This window comes from Streptomyces sp. NPDC031426, from assembly GCF_055581585.1.
The window spans coordinates 450861-475333 of record NZ_JBVIJE010000007.1; the positions used below are offsets into that span (position 1 = coordinate 450861).

The window sequence follows — 24473 nt, forward strand, 5'->3', positions numbered from 1 at the left end:
CGTCGAGTGAGGGGCGGACGGATGGCGACGGGCGTGTCCATCCTTGCCTGGCGCAGCTCTCCGTGCGCGCTGCATGCGCCGAACGAGTCGACGGACCAGGCTGGACGTCGGCCTCTGCGCCTCCTTCGACGCGGTGGACATCGCGGGCACGGTCGTACTGGTCCACCGTCATCTGCCCGTCGTCGCCTTCAGCGGCGCCGCACTCGAACCCGGCTCTCCGGTACGGGAGTTCGTCCCTCCCCCGCCTTGGGCGGGGCCGTCGGCCGATGCCGGGTTCCGGCTGCTGGAGCCCGCGGAGCCGGACGCGCCCATCGAGCGGGTCGATCCGAGCGCGCTGCCGGAGGCCGAGCTGAAGGGGGTCCGCCACTGGCGCCCGCAGACGCTGGGCGAGCTGATGTTCAACTGGTGGGACTGAGGCCTACGACGCCTCGGTTCACCGACCCGCCCTCACCGCCTCAGGCCACCACCAGCCCCGTGTATCCCGCCCCATAGGCCCGCAGGAACGCCGCCACTCCGCCCCTGATCAGGCGGCTACGCCGTCGCTGCGACCCTCCTGTCCCTGGCGGCCCTCCCGGCGCTGGCCCTCCCGGGCGTCCGGCGCAGGCGATGATCGGCAGATCTGTTCCGGCCGTCGTACCGCGTCGGAACGCGACCCGCAGGTCGGATGATGGGGGGCAGCCGAGCGGGTGGAACAGATCCGCCCATCGCCCACTGTCCGCCGAGGTCAGCCCGCGTTGAGGTCCGCCAGGGGCAGGGTGTGGCGGGTGTGGACGACCTTCGCGCGCAGGTAGCGGACGTTGTGGGCCGTGGTGAAGACGCCGGTCGGCACCCGGTCCCGGACCACGACGCCCAGCGCGCGCAACTGCTCGGCCTTGTCGGGATTGTTGGACAGCAGGTCCAGCTCCCCGATGCCGAGGGCGGCGAGCATCTGCGCGGCGGCCGTGTAGTCGCGGGCGTCCTCCGGCAGGCCGAGCGCGGCGTTCGCCTCGTAGGTGTCGAGGCCCTGGTCCTGGAGGGCGTACGCGTCGAGCTTGTTGTAGAGACCGATGCCGCGGCCCTCCTGCCGGAGGTAGAGCAGGACGCCGCCGCGGTCGGCGATGCGCTCGACCGCCTCGCGCAGCTGGGGTCCGCAGTCGCAGCGGGCGGAGCCGAAGACGTCGCCGGTCAGGCACTCGGAGTGCAGGCGCACCAGCGGGACGGTGCCGGGGGTGGGGTCGCCGAGGACCACGGCGACGTGCTCCTGGCCGTCGGCCAGGCCGTGGAAGGTGACGAGTTCGGCGTCGACGCTGTAGCCGTCGTGGAAGCGCAGCGGAACCCGGACGCGGGCGCGCGGCGTGGCGGCGGGGGTGTCGGGCATGCGGGTCCCTCCGGAGGCTGCTGCTTCAGATTTGAAGCAGCGTACTCGGGGGACCCTACCTCATGCTTCAAACTTAAAGCAATCAATCGTCGGAGGAGGAACACGAGGAACGCCGCCGCCAGGGCACGTCCTCCGCTCCGCACTCGGCGCCGTCGCCCTGCAGGCCGCCCGCGATCCCGGTGCAGATCTCCTCCAGCTGCCCCACCTGTTCCGGCGTGAGCCGGTCGAACAGGATGGCGCGCACGGTCTCGACGTGGCCCGGTGCCGTACGCTCCAGGGCGGCCATCCCCTCGTCCGTCAGCACGGCGATGCTGCTGCGTTTGTCCCAGCGGCAGTCCTCCCGGCGCACCAGCCCGTCCCGCTCGAGGCGGGTCACCGCATAGGTCAGCCGACTGCGCGTGATCTTCAGTGACTCGGCGAGGTCGGTCATCCGCAGCCGCCGGTCCGGCGCGTCGGACAGGTTGGCCAGCACGGAGTAGAACAGATGCGGCATGCCGGCGTCCTGCTGGAGCTGTCGGTCGATCGCGTCCTCCAGGAGGTGCGTCGCGGCGAGATAGGCGCGCCAGGCGCGCTGCTCCTCGGGGGTGAGCCAGCGGGTCGTCATGCCGCCAGTGTAAGTTTGTTTCAAACTTGAACCAAGATCGACCTTCAACCGAGCCTCGCCTCGCAGGAGACCGCGCCGATGTCGTACCCGTACGTGCTGCTGTCCGCCGCCGTCTCCCTCGACGGCTACCTCGACGACACCAGCCCCGACCGGCTCCTGCTGTCCAGCCCGGCCGACTTCGACCGGGTCGACGCGGTACGGGCCTCCGTCGACGCCATCCTGATCGGCGCCGGCACGATCCGCGCCGACAACCCGCGGCTGCTGGTCAACTCCGCCGAGCGACGCGCCGCCCGCGTCCGGGCGGGCAAGCCGGAGTACCCGCTCAAGGTGACCGTCACCGCCACCGGCGACCTCGACCCCGACGCCAACTTCTGGCACACCGGCGGCGACAAGCTCGTCTACACGACCGACCAGGGCGCCGAGCGGACGGTCCGCCGCGTCGGCGACACCGCCGACGTCGTCCCGCTCGGCCCCGGCCTCGACTGGCGGGCCCTGCTGTCCCACCTGCACGACGTGCGCGGAGTCGGACGGCTCATGGTCGAGGGCGGCGGCACGGTGCACACCCAGCTGCTGCAGCTGGGTCTCGCCGACGAGCTCCAGCTCGTCCTCGCGCCGCTGTTCGTCGGCGACCCGGCCGCGCCTCGCCTGTTCGGCCCCGGCGGCTATCAGGCCGGCCGGCTGCGCCTGACCGAGACCCGCCGGATCGAGGACGTGGTCCTCATGCGCTACGAGCCCACCGCCCCCGGCACCGGGTCGGCCGCCACCGCCGCCGACCGGCACTGGCTGCGCACCGCCTGTGAACTCGCCGCGCTGTGCCCGCCCTCGGAGACGGCGTTCAGCGTCGGCGCGGTGGTGGTCGCAGCCGACGGTACGGAGCTGGCTCGCGGCCACTCCCGGGAGGGCGAGGATCCCGTGGTCCATGCGGAGGAGGCCGCCCTGGCGAAGGTCGACCCGGCGGATCCCCGGTTGGCCGGTGCCACGGTGTACAGCAGCCTGGAGCCGTGTGCCCGGCGTGCCTCGCGGCCCGCGGCCTGTGCCGAGCTGATCCTTCGGGCGGGGGTACGGCGAGTGGTCACGGCGTGGCAGGAGCCCGACACGTTCGTCGCGGGAGCCGACGGTACGGGGGTGCTGGTCAAGGGGGGTGGGGATGTCGTCGCACTGCCCGAGCTGGAGGAACTCGCCAAGGCGCCGAACCGGCATCTGCTGGGCTGAGCCGCGCACACACTCAGGGCCCGGAATCCTTTGGATTCCGGGCCCTGAGCCTTCAGTAGCGGGGACAGGATTTGAACCTGCGACCTCTGGGTTATGAGCCCAGCGAGCTACCGAGCTGCTCCACCCCGCGTCGTTGTGTCTCTACTGTACACCACACGCTCACCCCCTCGGCGCCACACCGCCCGCGCCCCCTCGCCGGCCCGTGGTCGCGGTGATCGGCTTCACGGACGGTGACCGGACGGCAGCCCTCCGCATAACATCTGAGACACCATCAAAAATGCCGACACTCATGTAAGGTGGTCAACTCGCCCGATTTGCAGGGTTCCTGACCGGTAAGTCCACGGCCGAAAACCTTAATGATCAAGCCGAACGGCTTGGAAAGTGGCTGTCGGGTCTATTAACGTTCGATAACGCAGCGCGGTCGTCCCAGCCGTCACAAGAGACGGCTCCGTGCGCACGCGCCGAATCCCGCAAGGGAGCCGGGGAACCACCACCTTGGGGTGAATCGCGCGAATGCCGCAGTTGGTATACGCGCGTAGGAGACCTTCCTGCTCCGAACCCGTCAGCTAACCCGGTAGGCGGAGGAAGGAAAGGAGCACGCCCGCGTGGCGTCCAACCGGCCCGTCCCAGAAGCCCCGTTCATGCCCCCGCAAGCCCAGCCGGAGACCTTCGGCTACGGTGCCTACCGCGCCGAGGAGGGGCCCTGGGAGGAGTGGAATCCCACCGAGGACTCCGTCGCCCCGCTCCGCGGCCGGCACCGCGTCGCCAAACAGCGCGGCGGTTTCGCGCGCAGCTCCACCGTCCTCGGCGTCGGCGTGATGGCCGCGGTCGGCGCGGGCGGCATGGCCAGCGCGAACACCGGCAAGCCGCCGGTCTCCATCTCCCTGCCGGATCTGGACTCCGTCGAGCACATCTTCGGCGCCGGCTCCTCCGACGCGCACCAGGCCACCACCGGCCTCAGCAAGGTGGGCGTGAGCACGGACAGCGCCGACAGCGGCAACGCCGGCGAGGCCCTGCGCAACCGGATCATGGCCCAGGCCGAGCAGCAGAAGGGCCGGGCCGACAGCAAGGCCACCGCCGCCGCGATCGCCGCCGCCGACCAGCAGACCGCCGACGCGGCCGCCAAGGCGGAGAAGGCGGCCGCCGCCAAGGCCGCCGCCGCCAAGCAGCAGGCGGAGGCCGACGCCGAGAAGGCCGCCGAGGCCAAGCGGCTCGCCGAGCTGGCCAAGCAGTACACGCTGCCGGTCGTCTCGTACACGATCACCGGCACCTTCGGGCAGCCCGGCGCGATGTGGTCCTCCGGCTACCACACCGGCCTCGACTTCGCCGCCCCCACCGGCACCCTCATCAAGGCCGTCCACAGCGGAACGGTCACCGAGGCGGGCTGGGCCGGCGCCTACGGCTACCGCACCGTCATCACCCTGGACGACGGCACCGAGCTGTGGTTCTGCCACCAGTCCTCGATCAACGTCTCCGTCGGCCAGAAGGTCTCCACCGGCCAGGTCATCGGCCGGGTCGGCGCCACCGGCAACGTCACCGGCCCGCACCTGCACCTGGAGGTCCACCCGAACGGCCAGGCCACCGCCATCGACCCGGCGCCCTGGCTGCGCGATAAGGGCCTCACCCCCTGACAGCCGTCTGTCCGTGGGACTTTGCACCGGCGGCGGAATGCGATCATCTGTCGCCGGTGTTGATGCAGAGCATGACTTCTCTGCGCACACTCGGCTCCTCCGACCTCGAGGTCTTCCCGCTCTGCCTCGGCGGCAACGTCTTCGGCTGGACCGCCGACGAGGAGACCTCCTTCGCCGTCCTCGACGCCTACACGGCGGCCGGGGGCAACTTCATCGACACCGCCGACTCGTACTCGGCCTGGATCGAGGGCCACAAGGGCGGCGAGTCCGAGACGGTCATCGGCAAGTGGGTCAAGTCCCGAGGCAACCGTGACCGCGTCGTCATCGCGACCAAGGTCAGCCAGCACCCCGAGTTCCAGGGGCTGTCCGCCGCCAACATCAAGGCCGCCGCCGACGCCTCCCTGCGCCGCCTGGACACCGACTACATCGACCTCTACTACACCCACTTCGACAAGCCCGAGATCCCGGTGGAGGAGATCATCGGCGCGCTGGACGAGCTGGTGAAGGCGGGCAAGGTCCGCCACATCGCCGCCTCCAACATCAGCCCCGAGCGCCTGAAGGCCTCGCTCGACTTCTCCGACCGCGAGGGCCTGGCCCGCTATGTCGCCCTCCAGCCGCACTACAACCTCGTCTCCCGCGACACCTACGAGGGCCCGCTGCAGGACCTGGCCGCCAAGGAGGGCCTGTCCTCCGTGCCCTACTTCTCCCTCGCCGCGGGCTTCCTGACCGGCAAGTACCGCCCCGGCAGCAAGGTCGACAGCGCCCGTGCGGGCCGCGCCCAGGAGTACGCCGAGTCCGAGCGCGGCCAGAAGGTCCTCGCGGCGCTCGACGAGATCGCCGCCGCCCACGACGCCCCCGTCGCCACGGTCGCCCTCGCCTGGCTCGCGGCCCAGCCGACGATCACCGCCCCGATCGCCTCGGCCCGCACACTGGACCAGCTCCCGGCCCTGCTGGGCGTGGTGGACCTGAAGCTGACGGACGAGGAAGTGGCGAGCCTGACGAAGGCGTCGGCCTGACCCTTCCGGTGACTTCTCCGGCCGACAGCTGACCTCTTTCCGCCGCGACGGCGCTCAGCCACGACGGCGGATTCCGGCGGTGCCGAACCCTCCGCCACCCGACCGGCTAGTACTGGTACGGGTTGTAAGCGGAGTAGGGCACCGCCGGATAGCCGTAACCCGGCCCATACGCCGTAGGCGCCGGCACGGGCGCCGCGTACATCGGCCGAACCTGCGGAGCAACTCGCGCGGCGTACTCCAACGCCGGCCGGGCCGCTTCCCTCCGCTGCCACAGCTCGTCCAGCAGCTCCCGCTCCCGTAGGACGAAGTCGGCCCCTGCCTTCCCCTTGCGTCCCCGGTGCCGCAGGAAGGCGAGCGAGGTGGCGTACGCCTCGTACTGGGCCACCGCCCGCGCCGCCGGCCGGCCACCGTGGTGCCGGGCGTAGTCACGGGCCGTCCGCCGCGCCCGCATCGACCCGAGCGCGAGCGGCTCGGCCGGCCCCAGCCACCCGGCCAGCACATACGCCGCCAGCTCCGCCCGCACGGTCCGCAGCTCCCGCTGCCGGGTCCAGATCGCGAGCCAGGTCAGCAGCCCGAACACAGGCACCATGAATCCGCCGTAGACGGCGAAGAACCCGAACTCGCCGAAGGTGGAGGAGCCGTTCCAGAAGGCGTGCATGCTCATCGCGAGCAGCAGACCGCCGAGCGGCAGCAGCACCCGCCGGGCGCGCTGCCGCTCGGCGGAGAACGCGGCGAAGCCGAAGCCGAGGCCGGTGAGGGTGGTGAACAGGGGGTGCGCGAACGGGGACATCACGATGCGCACGAAGAAGGTGGCGGCGGTGACGGAGGCGATGCCGGGGCCGCCGCTGACCTGGTCGGCGCCGAAGGCCGTACCCAGGTAGAGGATGTTCTCGGTGAACGCGAACCCGGTGGCGGTGATGCCCGCTATCACCACCCCGTCGACGACCCCGGTGAAGTCACGTCTGCGGAAGAGAAAGACGAGCAGGACGGCGGCGGCCTTGGCGGACTCCTCCACGATGGGCGCGATCACGGTGGCGCCCAGGGTGTCGGCACCGGCCGGATCGGCGGTGGCGGTGGCTATCCACTTGGTCGCGAAGCTGTTGGCGACGATGGCTATCAGCGCCGCCGCGCACGCCCCCCAGGCGAAGGCGAAGACCAGGTTCCGCCAGGGCCCCGGCTCCACCCGGTCCAGCCACCGGAAGGCGGCTATCAGCCAGGGCACGGGCAGCACGGCGAGACCGAGCCCGACGAGGAATCCCTCGGTGCCGGTCTGCCTGCGCACCAGCGCGAGGATGACGAGACCGGACAGCGCGAGCAGTGTGATCAGTGCTCCGTACCGCACCCACCTGCGCTGCCACCAGTGCGGATGGCGGAGCAGCACGGGGCTGTGCGGGCCCGGGGGATACGTCGGAAACGGAGGACTGGTGGCCACGGCATCGACCCTAACGGTGTCGGGACGCGGGGCTGGAGCGGTTTACCGGCCCGGATGCGGTACGCGACGGAAGAGCAGATCGTTCACCACATGTCCCTTGTCCAGTCCCTGCCCCTCGAAACGGGTCAGCGGCCGGAACTCGGGGCGCGTGGCGAAACCGCCGCCCGCCTGCGTGTTCTCGAAGTCGGGATGGGCGCTGAGCACCTCGAGCATCTGCTCGGCGTACGGCTCCCAGTCGGTCGCGCAGTGCACGATCGCTCCGGGCTTCAGCCGGGTCGCGGCGAGCGTCAGGAACTCGGGCTGGATGAGCCGCCGCTTGTGGTGCCGCTTCTTGGGCCAGGGGTCCGGGAAGTAGACCCGCAGCCCGTCGAGCGAGTCGGGGGTGAGCATCTCGCGGAGCAGGATGATCGCGTCGCCGTTGCCCACGCGGACGTGGGACAGCCCGTTCCGGTCGGCGAGAGCCAGCAGATTGCCCTGGCCCGGGGTGTGCACGTCGACGGCGAGGATGTTGGTGTCCGGGTCGGCGGCGGCCATCTGCGCGGTGGCCTCGCCCATCCCGAACCCGATCTCCAGGACGACGGGCCGTTCGTTCCCGAACAGCTCGCCGAGGTCGATGACCTGCTGCCCGTCGATGTCCAGCCCCCACTTGGGCCACAGCCGCTGCAGGGCGTCCGCCTGCCCGGCGGTCACCCGGCTGCGCCGCGGCTGGAAACTCCGGATCCGCCGCTCGAAGTGCGACCCGGCGGGATCGGCCTTGGGACCGTCCGGAAAGCGTGGCTCCCCCTTGGCCCGGGTGTGCCGGACGGACACGCCGGGGGTGTGGGTGGCCGGCGAGGGGGCTTCGGGGGCGTTGAGGAAGTCAGACACAGTAGGACAGATTTTACGGCCCGGCACTGACGAACGGACCGGCGCCCGGGACGGCCACTACAGCGAACCGAGCATGTCCAGCACCCGGCGCCCCACCTCCCGCCCGATCAGCAGGGAAGCGGTCGCCGCGGGCGAGGGCGCGTTCAGCACATGCACGGCACGAGCCCCCTCCTTGATCAAGAAGTCGTCCACCAGCGTCCCGTCCCGCAGCACCGCCTGCGCCCGCACCCCGGCGGGGGCCCGCACCAGGTCGTCCGACTCCGCTCCGGGCAGCAGTCTGCGCACCGCCTCCAGGAACGCCCCCTTGGACAGCGAGCGGTGCAGCTCCCCCGCGCCGTATCTCCAGTGCCGCCGGGCGATCGCCCACGACCCCGGCCACGCCATGGTCCCGGCCAGCTCCCGGGGGCGTACGACCCCCCAGCCGTACCCCTCCCGGGCCAGGGCCGGCACCGCGTTGGGGCCGATGTGCACGCCTCCGTCGATGCCCCGGGTCAGATGGACCCCGAGGAAGGGGAAGGCCGGATCCGGCACCGGATACACCAGCCCGCGCACCAGCTCCGGCCGCGCCAGCTCGTAGTACTCCCCGCGGAACGGCACGATCCGCACCTCGGGCTCGTCCCCGGTCAGCCGCGCCAGCTCGTCGCAGTACAGCCCGGCGCAGTTCACCAGCACGCGCGCGCGTACGACGTCTCCGCCCGAGGTGAGCACGGCCACGCCCCGCTCCGGCCGCCGGTCCACCCGTACGACCCGCGCCCCGTACCGGATCTCCGCGCCCGAGCCCCGCGCCAGCTGCCGGGCGACCCCCACGAAGTCGCACACCCCGGTGGTGCCGACGTGTATCGCCGCCAGCCCGCGCACCTCGGGCTCGTACTCACCGATCTGGGCGGATCCCAGCTCCCGCACCGGAATGCCGTTCTCCCGGCCGCGCTGCACGAGCGCGTGCAGCCGGGGCAGCTCCTCCCGGTCCGTGGCGACGATCAGCTTGCCGGTGACGGCGTGCGCGATGCCGTACTCGGCGCAGAACTTCACCATCTCGGCGGCGCCCCGCACCGCGTACCTCGCCTTGAGGGAGCCCGGCCGGTAGTAGATCCCGCTGTGGATGACCCCGCTGTTGCGCCCCGTCTGGTGCCGGGCCGGCCCCGGCTCCTTCTCCAGCACGGTGACCGCCGTACCCGGCGCGGCCCGCGTGATCGCGTACGCCGTGGACAGCCCGACGATCCCCCCGCCGACCACGAGCACATCACAGTCGTACGCCCCGACCGGCACCTGCACCACCTCCCACCTCGATAGTGCACTGCGCCACTGACAACGCCTTCAAACGCGGCCGGTGCGGGTTCTCAGGCCGGGGCCATCAGCAGCGGGCGAGCCCGCTCCCGCAGCTCCACCACCCTCGGCTCGTCCCCGTACGGCTCCAGCCGGTGCAGGAGGTCCTTCACATACTCGGTCGTGCGCGCCGACGAGATCCGACCGGCCACCTCCACGGCCCGCACTCCCTGCTCGCAGGCGGCGTCGAGGTTCCCGGACTCCAGCTCGGCGACGGCCGAGACGACCAGCCGCAGCCCGTGCGACCGCACGAACTCCTCGGTCGGCTTGGACAGGGCCTGTTCCGTGAACCTCCGCACCTGCCGCGGGGCCTTCAGATCCCGGTAGCACTCGGCCGCATCAGCAGCGAAACGGTCATATCCATAGAAACCAAGCCAAGAAGGATCGTTGTCGCCCTCCCGCGACCGCTCCAGCCAACCCTCCGCCGCCTTCAGCGCCGCACCCGCCGCCTGCGCATCCCCCGCACGCGCGTGTGCCCGCGCCTCCACCAGCCGGAAGAAACTCATCGTGCGCGCGGTCGCCAGCCCGCGGTTGCGCTCCAGCGCGGCCTGCGCCAGATCGACCCCCTCGTCACCGAACCCGCGATAGGTCGCCTGCAGCGACATCGAGGCCAGGACATAGCCCCCCAGCGGGACGTCCGCCGCCGCGCGCGCGAGCCGCAGCGCCTGGATGTAGTACCGCTGCGCGGCCTCCTGCTGGCCGGTGTCGAAGGCCATCCACCCGGCGAGCCGGGTGAGTTCGGCGGACGCCCCGAAGAGCGCGCGGCCCACTTCGTCGGAGTAGGCGCCGAGCAGCAGCGGCGCCGCCTCCACCCGCAGGCACTCCGGCACCATCGAGGAACGCCAGTCCCCGCCCCCGTACTTGGAGTCCCAGCGCCGGGCGTCCTCGGCGGCCTCCCGCAGCTTCTGCACATCGCTGTGGCCGACTTTGATCGGTGCGCCGGAGCCCTCGGCGGAGCCCGCCTCCCGCGCGACCGAGCTGTCGGCGGGGGTTATCAGCCAGCGTGAGGCGGGCGTTGCGTATGCGCTCACTGCGAACGATCCGGCGAGCGACTGCCAGATGCCGCCGGAGCCGGCCCGGCGCCCGGCGAGGTCGAGACGGTACAGCTCCGTCGCCGACTTCACCGCCTGTCCGACGTCTCTGGGGAAGGCGAGGCCCACTTCGGGCGCCGGATCCGCGTCCGCCAGGCCGATCTCGTGGAGCGGCACCGGACGGCCGAGCTTCTGGCCGATGGCGGCCGCGATGAGGTGCGGCGCCGCGCCCTGCGGCACCATCCCCTTCGACACCCAGCGCGCCACGGAGGTCTTGTCGTAGCGAAGAGTCAACCCGCGTTGCGCCCCGAGGTCGTTGACGCGCCTGGCGAGTCCTGCGTTGCTGATTCCCGCGAGGGCGAGAACGGCGCCGAGCTTTTCGTTCGGCCCGCGTTGCTCCCTGGACATGCGCCACCCCTCGACACAGACGGCTGCCGCGCTGGCATAACCATGCGGCATTCGTAAACCCAGCGTAGTTCGCCGCATCCCAAGCGTTAAGGGGCATTCTTCCGGATGGCGGGATTGTGGTCCGTACGGAAGTGCGGCCCTGTACGCACCGTGCACGGCCAGTCGCCTCGTGCCCCCGCCCGTGTGGCCGTGCGCCCGTCCGTGCGCTCTTCTCCGGCCACCGGGGGAGCGGTTCCATGGCTCTTGCGTGGGTCGGCCCGCTGTACTGGATCCAGTGGGCTGGGGGACACCGCCACCTTCATCCCCGCGGGTGGCGGACCGGTCCGGGAGGCGATGCCCGCCTCCCGGACTGTGCGCATGTCCGCGCCGCCGCGCTTTCCGCAGGCCTGTACGGAGCGTGCTCAAATCCAGCTTCGCTCAGCGTATTTGGCTGAAAATCGCCCCCGCCTGTCGCGGTTGACATGGGCTCCGACCATGCAACTTGAGGGCGTGAAGGGCGTTTTGGGGGAGCGTACAGGGGGCGCATTCGAGTCGCACCGCCCGCAGGCCCGCCGGGCATTTCCCTCGATCGAAGCCGGTGCCGCTGACCTTCCACCACGCGCCTCTCATGGCAGCATGGGGATCCGGTTCGTACGGTGCACTGTTGTCCACAGCCTGTGGAGGCGTCGATGCGGTGGTTGGTGGGTTGGAGCAGCACCGCCGCGGGTATCGCCGGGATCGGCTCCGCGGGCGCCACCGGTTACGACGGCGAGACCCTGCACCCGGTCGGCTCCCAACTCCTGTGGGGCGACCCGGATCCGCTGTGGGCCGTCGGCGACTGGCGCCCGGACGAGGTGCGCGTGGTGAAGGCCGACGCGGACAACCGCATCGCGGTCCTCGGCATCTGCGGCGCCTCCGACGAGGAGCTGCGGCGCGGCCTGTTCACCGCGCGCGGGGGCGCACTGCGCCATCTGACCGCCTGGCCCGGCAGCTACACGGCCGTCGTCAAGGTCGGCCGCCGCATCACCGTCTGCGGCGATCTCGCGGGCGCCCGCCCGGTGTTCCACACCCCCTGGGCCGGCGGCACCGCCTACGCCACCGCCGCGCTGCCCCTCGCCGACCTCATCGAGGCCAACCTCGACTTCGGCCACCTGGCCGCCCTGCTCGCCGCCCCGGACGTACCGGCGGCGCTGCGCGACACCACCCCGTACGAGGGCGTACGGCGCGTTCCGCCGGGACACGCGCTCGTGCTGCGCGCGGGGGTGCGCGAGATCGCCGGGTACGAGCCGGTCGCCTCCCTCGCCGTGGCCGCGGCCCCGGCCGACCCCGACCGCGCCGTGGACGCCGTACGGGACGCCCTGGTGGAGGCGGTACGCGCGCGGTTGGCGGCCCCGCGGCACGTGCCCGACCTCGACCCCGGCCCGGTCCCCGGCATGGGTCCGGCCGAGCGGCGGGCCCGGCGCGGGATGCCCGTGCCCGGCATCGGCGCCGACCTCTCCGGCGGCCCCGCCTCCGGCACCCTGGCGCTCCTTGCCGCAGGCCTGCCCGGCAGACCCGGCACGCTGCTCGGCCATGGCACGGGCGCGGGCGAACGGCTTCTCGCCGTCACCTTCAACGACCTGGCCGTGGGCGGCCGCGAGGCCGAACTGGAGCGCGCCGGCGCCCTGGCCGCCAATCCGCGCCTGCACCACGTCGTCGTGACCGGCGCCGAGGAGACCCTGCCCTACGCCGAGCTCGACGGCCCCCTCACCGACGAACCCGGCCCCTCGCTGGTCACCGCCGCCCGGCACCGCGCCCGCCTCGCCGCCGGCAGCGCCGACCACTTCACCGGCCACGGTGCCCGCCAGGTCCTGGACGCCCACCCCGCCCGCCTCGCCGACCTCCTGATGGACCGCAAACGGCGCCACCTCGTCCGGCCCGTCGCCGCGCTCGCCAGGGCCGACGGTTCGGTGATGGTCCCCGCGCGCGTGTACGGCGCCGCCCGCCGGCTCGCCCGCACGCCCTACCGGGCCGGCCTCGAGGTGCTGGCCGAGCGGCTGATGCGGCGCCGCTTCGACGAGCCCGGGGGAGCGGTCGGCGCGTCCCTCGCCGCGCTGACCTGGGCAAGACCCGGGCCGGCGGCCCGCTGGCTGACCGGAGAGGCCCTGGCCGAAGTATCGGTTCTGCTGCAGGCGGAGGCCGACCGTTCGGCAACCGGCGCCCAGCGCCCCGGCGATTATCGCGCGCGTGCCGCCCTCGCCCGCCACGCCGCCGACCTGCGCGTCCTGGAACAGGCCGCCGAGATCCGCTCCCAGCGCCTGCACGCGCCGTTCCTCGACAACCAGGTCGTCCGCGCCTGCCGCGCCCTCCCCGAGGCCCTGCGCGTCCAACCGGGCGCCCGCTCCTCGATCCTCCGTACGGTCCTGGAGGGCGCGGGCATCACCGACCTCCCGCCCGGCTGGGGCGCCCCCTCCCACGCCTCCTCGGCGGCGGCCGCACGCACGGGCCTGCGGGTGGCGGCCGACCCCCTCCAGGACCTCTTCGCCACCCCTCTCCTGGCCGACGCCGGTCTGGTGGAGGCCCGCGTCATCCGCAAGGCCCTGCGCGACGCCGCCGCCGGTGACACCCTCCCCCTCGACGGCCTCGCCGACCTCGTCTCCCTCGAGCTCTGGCTCCGCCGCCTCCTCTCCCGCCGGGGCACATGCTGGACGGGAACACCGGCACGCGCGCGTGCGGTGCCCTCCGGGATCCAGCCGAGAAGGGGCGCGCTGGCCTCCGGCGCGTGAAGGCCGGGTGTGCTGCCCTGCTGCCTTGCTGGGGGCTGCCGCCCCCTGGCACCCGGGCGGGGTGGCTCCCGCCGTACGCCGCCGCGGCCGGTGGGGGCTGGTCGCGCAGTTCCCCGCGCCCCTTACGTGGGCGCACCCCAGGCGGCACGCGTGGGCGCGGCGGCACCGCTGACGAAACCCCCGTGCCTCACCCCCAGCCCACCGCGACAATGTCCAGGTGCGGTACAGAATCCTGGGCGTGGCCCAAGCAGCGGACGACCAGGGCACCCTCGTACCCGTCGGCGGCCCACGCCTCCGCACACTGCTCACCGCCCTGGCCCTCCGCCCCGCCCGCACCACCACCCCCGAAACCCTCATCGACGAGATCTGGGCCGACGACCACCCGGGCGACGCCCCCGCCGCCCTCCAGGCCCTCGTCGGCCGCCTCCGCCGCACCCTCGGTCGACACACCATCGCCTCCACCCCGGGCGGCTACCGCCTGGAAGCGACCGAGGACGACGTGGACCTGTACGTCTTCGAACGCCTCGTCGACGCCGGCACCAAGGCCCTCGCCACCGGTGACCCGGCCACCGCGCACCGCACCCTCACCGAGGCCCTCGCCCTCTGGCACGGCCCCGCCCTCGCCGACCTCCCCGACCGCACCGCCGCCACCCGCCCGGAGGCCCTGCGCCTGGCGGCCACCCGCGCCCGGGCCGCCGCCGCCCTCGACCTCGGCCGCGCCCCGGACGTCGTACCGGAGCTGACGGAACTCACCACGGCCCACCCGCTGGACGAGCCCCTGCACGCCCTGCTCATCCGCGCCCTGCGCGACACCGGCCACCCCGCCGCCGCACTCGCCGCGTACGAGTCCGCCCGCCGCACCCTCGCCGACACCCTCGGCACCGACCCGGGCCGGGAACTCCAAGCCCTGCACGCGTCGTTGCTCAGGCAGCAGGAACCACAGCCGCAGCCATCGAAGTCACCCAACCCACCGATGCCGCCGACCCCCGCTCGACCGCCCGAGCGGACCGGCAATCTCCGCCCCCGTCTGACGTCCTTCGTCGGGCGGGAACCAGAACTCGAAGCCATTCGTTCCGACTTGCACAGGGCCCGCCTGGTCACGCTCACCGGACCGGGCGGCTCGGGAAAGACCCGCCTCGCCGAGGAGGCCGCCGCAGGGCTCCCCCAGGCATGGCTGGTCGAGCTGGCCCCGCTCGACCATCCGGAGGCGGTGCCCGGCGCGGTGGTCAGCGCGCTCGGTCTGCGCGAGACCGTGCTGCTGACGAACGAGCTGGCGACCCCCCAGACCGACCCCGTCGCCCTGCTGATCGAGTACTGCGCCCCGCGCAGCCAACTCCTGATCCTTGACAACTGCGAACACGTCATCGGCGCAGCCGCCGCCCTCGCCGAGACCCTCCTCACCCACTGCCCGGGGCTCACGGTCCTCGCGACCAGCCGTGAACCCCTAGGCGTCCCCGGTGAGTCGGTGCGCCCGGTCGAGCCCCTCGTCCCGGAGCAGGCGCACCGCCTGTTCGCCGAGCGCGCGAAGGCCGCCCGTCCCGACGCCGAAGCGGCGCTCGCCGACACCGGGGCCGTGGCGGAGATCTGCCGCCGCCTGGACGGGCTGCCGCTCGCCATCGAGCTGGCCGCGGCCCGGCTCAGACTGCTGACCCCGCGGCAGATCGCCGACCGGCTCGACGACCGCTTCCGCCTGCTCACCTCCGGAAGCCGCACGGTCCTGCCCCGTCAGCAGACCCTGCGTGCGGTCGTCGACTGGTCCTGGGACCTGCTGGACGAACGCGAGCGCACGGTGCTGCGCGAGGTGTCGGTGTTCGCCGGCGGCTGGGACCTCGCGGCGGCCGAGGCCGTGTGCACCGGCCCGGCGGCCGACCTGATCGGCGCCCTCGTCGACAAGTCCCTCGTCGTGGCCGCGCCCAGCGGTCCCGACGGCTCCGGCGGCATGCGCTACCGCATGCTGGAGACCATCCACGAGTACGCCACCGAGCGCGCGGCCGAGGTCCCCGGACTGCGCGCCGCCGCCGAGCGCCGGCATCGCGCGTGGGTGCGGGCGCTGGTGGAGGAGGCCGAGCCGCGCCTGCGCTCGGGGGACCAACTGCCCTGGATCTCCCGCCTGGAGTCCGAGCTGGACAACATCCGGGCCGCCCTGGACCGCTCCGTGCGCGCCGGCGACGAGCCGGAGGCGGCCGCGATCGTCCTGGCCATCTGCTGGTTCTGGTGGCTCCGCAACCACCGCCAGGAGGCGATCGCCTGGGTCCGTCTGGTCCTCCGCCTGGGCGTGGCCCTGGACGCCCTGGCGAGCCCGGCGACCCCGGAACCCCTCGGTGCCGCCCCCGACCTGATGTCCCTGACGGAGTCGGCCGACCCCGTGGGCGCCTTCCTCGCCGTGCCCGACGGCGAGGCCGGGCATCCGCTGCGGGAGCTGCGGATGGACGTGCGGATGCTCGATCTGTTCCTGACCTCCGAATCGAGCACCGAGCACCTCGCGGCCGACCCGCGCGCCCCGGAGTACATCGCGCGCGTCCGTGCCGCATACGAGCCCGGCGGTCCCCAGGCCGCCCGGCTACCGGGCATCGTGTGGCCGATGACCGCCTACTACCTGGGCGGCCCGGCGGACGTCGGCCCGGACCTGGCCGCGGCCGTGGCCAACTGCCGGGCGTACGGCGGCGACTGGGAGATCGGCGTCTCCCTGATGTTCCGCACCCATGTGATCGTCGACTCCCCTGGCAACCTGCGGGGCGTGGACGAGGACCTGGCCGAGCTGCGGACGCTCAGCCGGCGCGTCGGGGACCGCTGGATGCGGGCCCAGGTGTGCAGCGCGGCCGGCGAGGCGGCCATGGCCCGCGGCAGGTTCGCCGAGGCACGCGGTGAGTACGAGGAAGCACTGCGTCTGGCCTACGAGGTGGGGGCCTACGCCGAGTCGCCGTTCCTGCTCGCCCGGCTCGCCGAGATCTCCTACCGCTCCGGCGACCCGAAGACCGCGCTGGCCGCCCTGGAGGAGGCGGGAGCGGCCGCCGACCGGTACGCGGTGTCGGAGGCGCGCGCCTTCGTGCTGCTGCTGCGCGCCCATATCGCCCTGTACGACGGGCAGCCCGCCCGTGCCCGCGAGCTGTACGAGGAGACGCGCGCCACGGCCCGCGGCGGCACCCCGCCACCGCAGTTCGAGGCGGCCCTGCGCAGCGTCGAGGCGCTCCTCGCCGCCGCCGAGTCGGGCCCCGCGCACGGGCTGCCGCTCATCACCGAGGCGCTCCGCGTGGCCGTGGCCCAGCGGTGCGCCGAGTCGATCATGGCGGGGCTGGTGGACATCGCGGCCGGTCTGCGGGCCCGGTGCCGCGATCTGGCGGGCGCGGTCCGGCTGTTCGCCGCCGCGGACCACTGGCGCGACGGCAATCCGCGTCCCGAGCCGGAGTGCAGCGAGGCCGCCCGGGTGCAGTCCGAAGCCCGCGCGGCCCTGCCGCCCGAGCGGTACGCGGCCGAGCGCGCCCGGGGCGCGTCCCTCGGCGTGTCCGGCGTACTGCGGGAGCTCGGCGTGGCGGAGGCGTCCGTCGAGCACGGCCGATGACGACCACCGCCGCTCTCCCGGCCCTCCGGCCTACCGGCAGGTGAGCCGGGACTCCGCCCAGTCCGCGAGCGCCGCCTGGTCGAAGACGTTGCTGTGCGGCCGTACGACCGACGCGGACGGCGACGGCTTGGCGACGTCCTTCGCCGGCGGACGGCTGTCGTTCACCAGGGCCAGTGCCACCGCGGCGGCGGCCACCGCGACCACACCGGCCGCGATCCCCGCCTTCACCGGCGCCCCGACCGCCTCCGACGCCGCGGCACCGCCCGCACCACCGGCCCCGCCGGACGACGACCCGGTTGCCACCGCGGCGGCACCCGCCGTCGGCGAGATGCGCCGAGAGGGCAGGCGGTCCGGCGGCTTGCCCAGGGGCGCGAGGAACTGCGCGATCGCCCCCACGCACCATCAGGCCGAAGACCACAGGGCCACCCACCCGAACCGCCTGCAAGGCACCCACCCCCCGCCGCCGACGGCGGCGGGGACGCCCCCCTACGCGGGACGCGACCGCAACCCCTCCAGCAAAATGTCCAGCAACCGCGCACTTGCCGCCGCCTGCTGCGCGGCATCCGGCAGGGACGGCGCCGCCGTGGCGATCACCAGCAGCACATCCCCCACGGACACATCCGCCCGCAGCTCACCGGCCGCCCGAGCCCGCTCGACCAACTGCCCGACCACATCGAGCAACGCCCCGACCCCGCTGTCGTCGGAGGCCTCCCCGGGCACCAGCCGAAGCTCACCGGCCGCCGGCTGCACCCGCTGTTGCGGCACCCGAGCGTCCTCGGTGGACGCCACGCCGGACCCACCCGACTCGGCCGAGGCGGCGGAGCCGACCCTCAGGACCTGCGGCGGCAGCAACCGCCCCGCTCCCGACGCCACGGACGTCCGGAGGAACCGGGACAGCGCCGACCACGGCTCGTCCTCCTGTCCGAGCGCGGCCCGCGCCTGCTCGGTCAGCCGCGCGGTCTCCTCCTCGGCTATCCGCCGGACCAGCACGTCCTTGCTGGGAAAGCGCCGGTACACCGTGCCGACACCCACCCGGGCCCGCCGGGCCACGTCCTCCATCGGCGCGCCGTACCCCGACTCGCCGAAGACCTCACGCGCCGCACGCAGCACGTGCTCCAGATTGCGCTGTGCGTCCACCCGCAGCGGGGCCGTACGCGACCCCTCCGCGCGTCCGTTGCCCACCGCCGCGCTCATTGCCCCGCCATTGGGTGCGATGGCTGCCGCGGATGACCAATGCGTGTCCTGAACATGCATGTGTTCCCCCGGTAATGACGTCTCCCCCCGGAGACTCCCCGCAACTGATCCGAAGTGCGTGGAACTGACGTCGTTCTCGACCGGGTCCGCCCGTCGCGGCACCCGTTCGACCACATTCCCTACACCCCGTCGACACACGAACATAGTTGAGAGAGAGTCAATTCAGAAGGGGCAGGTTCCGCACAGTGCGCCCCTCGATCGGAGTACGGGTCTCGTACGTCCCGTTTCCTCACCTTCTCTCCCCCTCGCCCGGCCCCGCTGACCTGGCCCGTTTCATCCCGCCCCGACAGCGCGCCCGGCCCCGCGCACACCCGGCCGCCGGTCACACAAATTGCCGGGGCTGTGGACAAACGACAGCGCCGGGTGCGTCATGGGATGGTGAAGGAACGTGCGCGCATTCTGGTTGTCGGCGGCGGCTACGTCGGGATGTACACGGCACTGCGTCTGCAGCGGAAGCTGAAGGGCGAGCTCAGGCGGGGGGACGTCGACATCACCGTCGTCACTCCCGACCCCTACATGACGTACCAGCCGTTCCTTCCCGAAGCGGCCGCGGGCTCGATCTCCCCCCGCCATGTCGTCGTACCGCTGCGCCGGGTCCTGGACCAGTGCCGTGTCGTCGTCGGCGAGGTCACGTCCATCGACCACGCGGTGCGCACCGCCGTCGTCCACACGCTCGCCACCGCCGAGGAGGGAAAACCGGCCGAACTCCTCGGTTACGACGAGCTCGTGCTGGCCCCCGGCTCGATCTCCCGCACGCTGCCCATCCCCGGCCTCGCCGAGTACGGCATCGGCTTCAGGACCGTCGAAGAGGCCATCGGCCTGCGCAACCACGTGATCGAGCAGATGGACATCGCCTCCTCCACCCGCGACCCCGCGATCCGCGACGCCGCCCTCACCTTCGTCTTCGTCGGCGGCGGCTACGCGGGCGTGGAGGCGCTCGCCGAGCTGGAGGACATGGCCCGCTACGCCGCGCGCTACTACCACAACGTCCGCCCCGAGGACATGAAGTGGATCCTCGTGGAGGCCTCCGACCGCATCCTCCCCGAGGTCGGCGAGGAGATGGGCCGGTACACCGTCACCCAGCTGCGCCGCCGCAACATCCAGGTCCTTCTCGAAACCCGGCTGGACTCCTGCGCCGACCGCGTCGCCGTACTCAGCGACGGCCAGCGCTTCCCGACCCGTACGGTCGTGTGGACCGCCGGCGTCAAGCCCAGCCCCCTGCTCGCCGCCACCGACCTGCCGCTCACCGCGCGCGGCCGGCTCAAGTGCACCGCCCAGCTGACCGTCGACGGCACGGAACACGCCTGGGCGGCCGGGGACGCGGCGGCCGTACCCGACGTCACCGCCGCCGAACCCGGCACCGAGACCGCCCCCAACGCCCAGCACGCCGTCCGCCAGGCCCGGACCCTGGGCGACAACATCGCCCACGCACTGCGCGGCGAGCCACTGGAGACGTACGCCCACGACTACGTCGGCTCGGTCGCCTCCCTCGGCCTGCACAAGGGCGTCGCCCAGGTCTACGGGCGCAGGCTGAAGGGCTACCCTGCCTGGTTCATGCACCGCGTCTACCACCTAAGCAGGGTGCCCACCCTCAACCGAAAGGCCCGTGTTCTGGCGGAATGGACCCTCGCCGGGCTCTTCAAGAGGGAAATCGTCTCGCTCGGTTCGCTCGAACATCCGCGAGCGGAGTTCGAACTCGCTGCCGGTGGAAAGCCTCCTCACAGCCCCTCGGACGACCCGAAGGGGTCGTCCTGACCGGACCCAGGAACTCCCCGGCCCGCCCAGGCGTCTGACGGATGTCGCCGCGGCTCGCCCCCTGCCAGACTGCCCCACGTCCGCGGACGGGCCACCCACCCGCCCTCAGCACCCACGAGGCTTCTTCCCAAGTGAACTTCACGCGCTGGAGCGCCCGGCTCCCCGGAACGCAGCGCCGCGCCGCCGCGCGGACCGAGACCCCGGTCTCCCCGGACCGGCGGGGGGAAGGCTCCGTGCCCGCGGCCCGCGCCGGACAGCGGATTGATGGCACGACCCCGGTGCCCGCCGTCGACGAACTGCCCACGCGCGACGTCCTCGACCGCGTCCCGGCCCTGGTCGCCCTCGTGCACGGCCCCGACCACCGCATCGCATACGTCAACGACGCCTACGTGGCGGCCTTCGGCGTACGGCCCCTGGGCACGCCCGCCCGCGAGGCGCTGCCCGAACTCTCCGAACTGGGCCTGCTCCCGCTCCTCGACCAGGTGCTGCGCAGCGGCAAGCCCCGCACCCTGAAGTCCCGCAAGGCCGTGGACGGCCGCTCGTACACCTTCACCTGCACCCCGGTCGACGAGCACGGCGACCTCGACGGCGGCGTGCTCGTCTTCGCCACCGACGTCACCGACCACGCCGAGGCGGCGGAGCGGCTCCGCGCCAGCGAGCGCCGCCAGCGCGAGACGGCCGTGACCCTCCAGCGCTCCCTGCTCCCGCAGGAACTGGAACAACCCGACGACCTGCGCATCGCCGCCACCTACCAGCCCGGCGGCACCGAGGCCGCGGTCGGCGGCGACTGGTACGACGTGATCACCCTCGGCGGCGGCCGCACGGCCCTGGTGATCGGCGACGTGATGGGCCGGGGTGTGCGGGCAGCGGCGGTCATGGGCCAGTTGCGTACGGCCGTCCGGGCCTACGCCCGCCTGGACCTCCCCCCGCACGAGGTGCTCCAGCTGCTGGACGGCCTGGCCACCGAGATCGACGCCAACCAGATCGCCACCTGCGTCTACGCCGTCCACGACCCGAACGAGGGCAGGCTGGTCTACGCCTCGGCAGGCCATCTCCCGATCCTGGTCCGCGACGAGAACGGCACCGTCTCCCGCGCCGACGAGCCCACCGGCCCGCCGCTCGGCACCGGCGGCTGGGTGCACGCCTCCGGCTCCATCACCCTCGGCCCGGGCTCCACGGCCGTCCTGTACACGGACGGCCTGGTCGAACGCCGTGACGAGGACATCGACGAGGGCATCGCCGCACTCGAAGGCGCCCTCGCCGGCGCGACCGGCACCCCCCAGGTCGTCTGCGACCGCCTGGTCCGCTCGGCCGGCGTCACCGCCGACCACGACGACGACGTGGCCGTCCTCGTCCTCCAGCACCCCGCCCGTACGGGCCCCGACGGCGACCTCTTCCGCAACGCGGCCCTGGAACTCCTCGGCGGCGTCGAGGCGGCTCCGCGCGCCCGTGCGTTCGCCTCCGGCGTGCTGACGAGCTGGCGCTTCCCGGCCGAGCTGCACGATCTCGGTGTCCTCGCCGCGAGCGAGCTGGTCGCCAACTCGCTCCAGCACGGCACTCCGCCCATGCGCCTGCGGCTCCGCCGCACCGACCGCCGCCTGATCATCGAGGTGACGGACGGCGACGATCACCTCCCCCGCCGCCGCCGCGCCGAACCCGGCGACGAGTCCGGCCGGGGCATCGCCATCGTGGCGACCATCGCGTCGAACTGGGGCTGCCGGAGGACACCGGGCGGCGGGAAGGCGGTGTGGTGCGAGTTCGTACTGCCGAGGGGATAGCGCCGCGTAGCTGCGGGCAGTCGTGCCGCTAGGGGCGGCACGGGTGGGCGCGGTGTCTTACGCCTCCGCGGCCACCGGCTCCGCAGGCGCCCCACCTCGGGCAACCACCCGGGTCCCGCGAGCTAGCCAAGGCCGGTCCTGCAGTGGGGTGAGCTGCCTCCCGAGCCGCACCGCCAGCACCGTGATCCCCAGCGAGAACAGCAGAAACGTCACGATGTACGGCGCGGGCAGCGAGGCACCCAGCGGCCCGCCCACTGCCGGACCCAGGGCCAGCGCCAACTGCTTGACCAGCGCGAACGCCGAGTTGTACTGCCCGGCCATCCCCTCCGGGGCAAGGTCGGCGACCAGCGGAGCGACCGTCGGCGACAGCATCGCCTCACCCAGCCCGAACAGCGCGTACGTCGAGACAAATGCTGCCGTCGCCATCTCCTGGCTGCCGTGCCCCAGCCCCGCATACCCGGCGGCCAGCCAGGCCACGGCCCAGATCAGACCGACACCGGCGATGACCCGGGACCGCCGCCGGCGCTCCACGAACTTCAGCACGGCGAACTGGGCGACCACGATCATCAGCGTGTTCGCGGCCAGGGCCGTCCCCAGCGCGGAGGTGGATATCCCGGCAGCCTCGACGCCGTACGCGCTCAGCCCGGACTCGAACTGGCCGTAGCAGGCGAAGAACAGCACAAAGCCCAGCACACACAGCTGCACCATGGCCCGGTTCCCGAGCAGCCGCTTCCAGCTGCCCTGCGCCGAGCGTGCCGGGGCGTCCTCGATCCGCGGCGAGTGCGGCATCCGCACGGTCGCCATCACCACGACCAGCAGCAGGAACATCGCCGCCTCGATCGCGAACAGCAGCGTGAACGACGACACACGCGTGGTGTCGACGAGATGACCGCCGATCAGGCCGCCTGTACCGAGCCCCAGGTTCTGCAGGAAGAACTGCATCGCGAACGCCCGCGACCGCGTGTCCGCCGTGGAGCAGTCCACGATCATCGTCGCCAGCGCCGGCTGCATCACGGCCTGACCGGCACCGAGCGCCGCGGCCGACAGCAGTACGGCGGTGGCGTTGCCCGCGAGGCCCAGGCTCAGCGCACCGAGCGCGGCGGTGACCAGGGCGGCGAGCAGGACCGGCAGTGGGCCGCGCCGCACGATCGCCCTGCCGGCGAACGGCAGCACGATCAGCGCGGCCACGGCGAAGACGGCGAGCACCAGTCCCGCCGTCATGGCTCCCAGACCCCGCACCTGCGCCACATAGACGTACAGGTACGGGACGGTGAAGCCGAGCCCGAACGCGCTGAGTGCGTTGCCCACGTGGATCCGGCGCATCGCTGCGCCCATCGCCCTGGTCACGTTCACCTCTCTCACTAGTTAAGCCTGAAGACTTCAAAGCTAAAGTTCGAAGCTAAAGACTACACATGGAAGGACTTCGATGCAAAGCGCCCGCGTGCGATACTGCGCCCATGGCCGACACAGCCCCCGGCGTCACGGAGCCGACGCTCGAAGAGCAGATCGCCGCCTACCAGCGCGAGTTCCAGGACCTGGACCCCCAGGTCGAGAAGATCGTGTCGGCGCTGTCCCGGCTCAACCGCCGCATGAACGTCGCCTACGGCCGTCAGACCTCCGCCCTCGGCATCAGCAACGCAGAGTGGGAGGTGCTCAAGGCACTCGTCCTCTCCGGTGCTCCCTACCGCATGGGCCCCAGCGACCTCGCCAAGCGCCTCGGCCTCACGCCGGCCGCGATGACCCACCGGATCGACCGCATGGTCGCCGAGGGACTCGTCACCCGGGAGCGCGACGAGTCCAACCGCGTCCGGGTGATCGTCGAGCTGACACCCGAGGGCCGCGAGAAGTGGCTGGAGGCGATGCGCCTGGCCACCGTCTTCGAGGAGGACCTGCTCCAGGACCTCACCCCGGCGGAGCGCTCGGTGCTCGGCGAGGTCCTGACCAGGCTCCTGCGCAGGGTGGAGCACGCCCAGCCGGACGCCGGCGGTCGGCTCAGCGACCTCGACTGAGGCCCACGTAAAAGATCTTGACAGGGGGTGTTGACACCCCCCCCGGCCGTTCCGTAAAGTTCTTCGGGTTGCCACAGAGCCGTAACGGTTCTCCGGCAGCGCCTCAGCCGCCCCGAGCGGCACCTCACATCATCAGCACGATCTCCCGGACGGGTTGTTTTCGGCGTGCCCGAATTCAATTCGAATGGAAGCCCGGCGGCCCGATTGGGAATCGCCGAGCAGATCCGCTAAGGTTTGAGACGTCGGAACGGCCCAACAGCCGGGAAGACAAGCCCCCTGACTGGGAGTCAGACGCCGAAAGGGTCTGATAGAGTCGGAACCGCCGGAAAGGGAAACGCGAGAGCGGGAACCTGGAAAGCACCGAGGAAATCGGATCGAGAAAAGGTCTGATAGAGTCGGAAACACCGAAGGGAAGCGCCCGGAGGAAAGCCCGAGAGGGTGAGTACGAAGGAAGCGACCGTTCCTTGAGAACTCAACAGCGTGCCAAAAATCA

18 protein-coding genes, 1 tRNA gene and 1 riboswitch are annotated in these 24473 nt (G+C 72.5%); of the genes, 9 read left to right on the plus strand and 10 right to left on the minus strand.

Translation table 11 applies throughout. The features are described 5' to 3' along the window. Positions 1-73: 73 nt before the first annotated feature. The gene (locus ACZ5NH_RS17660; RefSeq protein WP_468776137.1) at positions 74-415 is read left to right on the plus strand and encodes a hypothetical protein; all 342 of its coding nucleotides are present in this window, start codon (positions 74-76) and stop codon (positions 413-415) included. A 309-nt stretch (positions 416-724) separates the two neighbouring features. Here ACZ5NH_RS17660 and ACZ5NH_RS17665 read toward each other — a convergent pair whose 3' ends face one another. Together ACZ5NH_RS17665 and ACZ5NH_RS17670 are read right to left on the minus strand one after the other, a co-directional pair. Next, on the minus strand, positions 725-1357 hold the full coding sequence (locus tag ACZ5NH_RS17665) for a GTP cyclohydrolase II (RefSeq protein WP_468776139.1): 633 nt from the start codon (positions 1355-1357) through the stop codon (positions 725-727). Positions 1358-1439: 82 nt separating this feature from the next. Continuing rightward, on the minus strand, positions 1440-1961 hold the full coding sequence (locus ACZ5NH_RS17670; protein WP_468776141.1) for a MarR family winged helix-turn-helix transcriptional regulator: 522 nt from the start codon (positions 1959-1961) through the stop codon (positions 1440-1442). Between the two features lie 78 nt (positions 1962-2039). Between ACZ5NH_RS17670 and ACZ5NH_RS17675 the strand changes: the two genes are divergently transcribed. After that, positions 2040-3173, plus strand: coding sequence for a dihydrofolate reductase family protein (locus ACZ5NH_RS17675; protein ID WP_468776143.1), 1134 nt, complete (start codon positions 2040-2042; stop codon positions 3171-3173). A 56-nt stretch (positions 3174-3229) separates the two neighbouring features. Here ACZ5NH_RS17675 and ACZ5NH_RS17680 read toward each other — a convergent pair. Beyond that, positions 3230-3303: transfer RNA gene (locus tag ACZ5NH_RS17680), tRNA-Met, on the minus strand. A gap of 319 nt (positions 3304-3622) precedes the next feature. Next, a riboswitch (cyclic di-AMP (ydaO/yuaA leader) is annotated at positions 3623-3769 on the plus strand. A 9-nt stretch (positions 3770-3778) separates the two neighbouring features. Here ACZ5NH_RS17680 and ACZ5NH_RS17685 point away from each other — a divergent pair. Together ACZ5NH_RS17685 and ACZ5NH_RS17690 are read left to right on the plus strand one after the other, a co-directional pair. Beyond that, positions 3779-4804 carry a M23 family metallopeptidase gene (locus ACZ5NH_RS17685; protein ID WP_451551450.1) on the plus strand — a complete coding sequence of 342 codons (1026 nt, stop codon included), beginning with the start codon at positions 3779-3781 and terminating at the stop codon, positions 4802-4804. A 71-nt stretch (positions 4805-4875) separates the two neighbouring features. Beyond that, complete coding sequence (locus ACZ5NH_RS17690; RefSeq protein WP_388622374.1) at positions 4876-5820, plus strand: aldo/keto reductase; 945 nt, start codon at positions 4876-4878, stop codon at positions 5818-5820. A 106-nt stretch (positions 5821-5926) separates the two neighbouring features. Here ACZ5NH_RS17690 and ACZ5NH_RS17695 read toward each other — a convergent pair whose 3' ends face one another. The 4 genes from ACZ5NH_RS17695 to ACZ5NH_RS17710 form a co-directional block, all read right to left on the minus strand. Next, positions 5927-7252, minus strand: coding sequence for a PrsW family intramembrane metalloprotease (locus ACZ5NH_RS17695; RefSeq protein WP_468776146.1), 1326 nt, complete (start codon positions 7250-7252; stop codon positions 5927-5929). A gap of 42 nt (positions 7253-7294) precedes the next feature. Further along, positions 7295-8119: a tRNA (guanosine(46)-N7)-methyltransferase TrmB gene (trmB, locus tag ACZ5NH_RS17700; protein WP_468776148.1), complete on the minus strand. Its 825-nt coding sequence runs from the start codon at positions 8117-8119 to the stop codon at positions 7295-7297. A 57-nt stretch (positions 8120-8176) separates the two neighbouring features. Then, on the minus strand, positions 8177-9394 hold the full coding sequence (gene lhgO, locus ACZ5NH_RS17705) for an L-2-hydroxyglutarate oxidase (RefSeq protein ID WP_468776150.1): 1218 nt from the start codon (positions 9392-9394) through the stop codon (positions 8177-8179). Positions 9395-9456: 62 nt separating this feature from the next. Further along, positions 9457-10881: an MFS transporter gene (locus tag ACZ5NH_RS17710; protein WP_388622368.1), complete on the minus strand. Its 1425-nt coding sequence runs from the start codon at positions 10879-10881 to the stop codon at positions 9457-9459. 668 nt (positions 10882-11549) lie between these two features. Here ACZ5NH_RS17710 and ACZ5NH_RS17715 point away from each other — a divergent pair. Continuing rightward, positions 11550-13625: an asparagine synthase-related protein gene (locus ACZ5NH_RS17715; protein ID WP_468776152.1), complete on the plus strand. Its 2076-nt coding sequence runs from the start codon at positions 11550-11552 to the stop codon at positions 13623-13625. Positions 13626-13842: 217 nt separating this feature from the next. Then, entirely contained in the window at positions 13843-17184 is a 3342-nt protein-coding gene (locus ACZ5NH_RS17720; protein WP_468776154.1) for an AfsR/SARP family transcriptional regulator, read from the plus strand. A gap of 30 nt (positions 17185-17214) precedes the next feature. On the opposite strand, the gene ACZ5NH_RS17725 is transcribed toward ACZ5NH_RS17720, so the two are convergent. Together ACZ5NH_RS17725 and ACZ5NH_RS17730 are read right to left on the minus strand one after the other, a co-directional pair. Further along, positions 17215-17580 (minus strand): hypothetical protein, encoded by a 366-nt coding sequence (locus tag ACZ5NH_RS17725; RefSeq protein WP_468776156.1) that lies wholly within the window; start codon positions 17578-17580, stop codon positions 17215-17217. Between the two features lie 90 nt (positions 17581-17670). Further along, a complete protein-coding gene (locus ACZ5NH_RS17730) occupies positions 17671-18438 on the minus strand; it encodes a TetR/AcrR family transcriptional regulator (protein ID WP_468776158.1) in 768 nt (255 codons plus the stop codon). Between the two features lie 375 nt (positions 18439-18813). On the opposite strand from ACZ5NH_RS17730, the gene ACZ5NH_RS17735 reads away from it, so the two are divergent. Then, positions 18814-20193 (plus strand): NAD(P)/FAD-dependent oxidoreductase, encoded by a 1380-nt coding sequence (locus tag ACZ5NH_RS17735; RefSeq protein ID WP_468776160.1) that lies wholly within the window; start codon positions 18814-18816, stop codon positions 20191-20193. A 131-nt stretch (positions 20194-20324) separates the two neighbouring features. After that, positions 20325-21971 (plus strand): ATP-binding SpoIIE family protein phosphatase, encoded by a 1647-nt coding sequence (locus ACZ5NH_RS17740; protein WP_468776162.1) that lies wholly within the window; start codon positions 20325-20327, stop codon positions 21969-21971. 57 nt (positions 21972-22028) lie between these two features. Here the strand turns inward: ACZ5NH_RS17740 and ACZ5NH_RS17745 are convergent, their stop codons facing one another. After that, entirely contained in the window at positions 22029-23294 is a 1266-nt protein-coding gene (locus ACZ5NH_RS17745) for an MFS transporter (protein ID WP_468776217.1), read from the minus strand. Positions 23295-23428: 134 nt separating this feature from the next. Here ACZ5NH_RS17745 and ACZ5NH_RS17750 point away from each other — a divergent pair, with 134 nt between their 5' ends. Next, positions 23429-23980, plus strand: a complete 552-nt coding sequence (locus ACZ5NH_RS17750; protein ID WP_388622355.1) for a MarR family winged helix-turn-helix transcriptional regulator — start codon at positions 23429-23431, stop codon at positions 23978-23980. The last annotated feature ends 493 nt before the right edge of the window (positions 23981-24473 follow it).

Excerpts from the sequence above, each read along its gene's own strand:
- ACZ5NH_RS17745 (WP_468776217.1), bottom strand. The coding sequence starts at position 23,294 with ATGCGCCGGATCCACGTGGGCAACGCACTCAGCGCGTTCGGGCTCGGC.
- ACZ5NH_RS17710 (WP_388622368.1), bottom strand. The coding sequence starts at position 10,881 with ATGTCCAGGGAGCAACGCGGGCCGAACGAAAAGCTCGGCGCCGTTCTC.
- ACZ5NH_RS17660 (WP_468776137.1), top strand. The coding sequence starts at position 74 with ATGCGCCGAACGAGTCGACGGACCAGGCTGGACGTCGGCCTCTGCGCC.
- ACZ5NH_RS17715 (WP_468776152.1), top strand. The coding sequence starts at position 11,550 with ATGCGGTGGTTGGTGGGTTGGAGCAGCACCGCCGCGGGTATCGCCGGG.
- ACZ5NH_RS17670 (WP_468776141.1), bottom strand. The coding sequence starts at position 1,961 with ATGACGACCCGCTGGCTCACCCCCGAGGAGCAGCGCGCCTGGCGCGCC.
- ACZ5NH_RS17735 (WP_468776160.1), top strand. The coding sequence starts at position 18,814 with ATGGTGAAGGAACGTGCGCGCATTCTGGTTGTCGGCGGCGGCTACGTC.
- ACZ5NH_RS17750 (WP_388622355.1), top strand. The coding sequence starts at position 23,429 with ATGGCCGACACAGCCCCCGGCGTCACGGAGCCGACGCTCGAAGAGCAG.
- ACZ5NH_RS17675 (WP_468776143.1), top strand. The coding sequence starts at position 2,040 with ATGTCGTACCCGTACGTGCTGCTGTCCGCCGCCGTCTCCCTCGACGGC.
- ACZ5NH_RS17690 (WP_388622374.1), top strand. The coding sequence starts at position 4,876 with ATGACTTCTCTGCGCACACTCGGCTCCTCCGACCTCGAGGTCTTCCCG.
- ACZ5NH_RS17665 (WP_468776139.1), bottom strand. The coding sequence starts at position 1,357 with ATGCCCGACACCCCCGCCGCCACGCCGCGCGCCCGCGTCCGGGTTCCG.
- ACZ5NH_RS17730 (WP_468776158.1), bottom strand. The coding sequence starts at position 18,438 with ATGCATGTTCAGGACACGCATTGGTCATCCGCGGCAGCCATCGCACCC.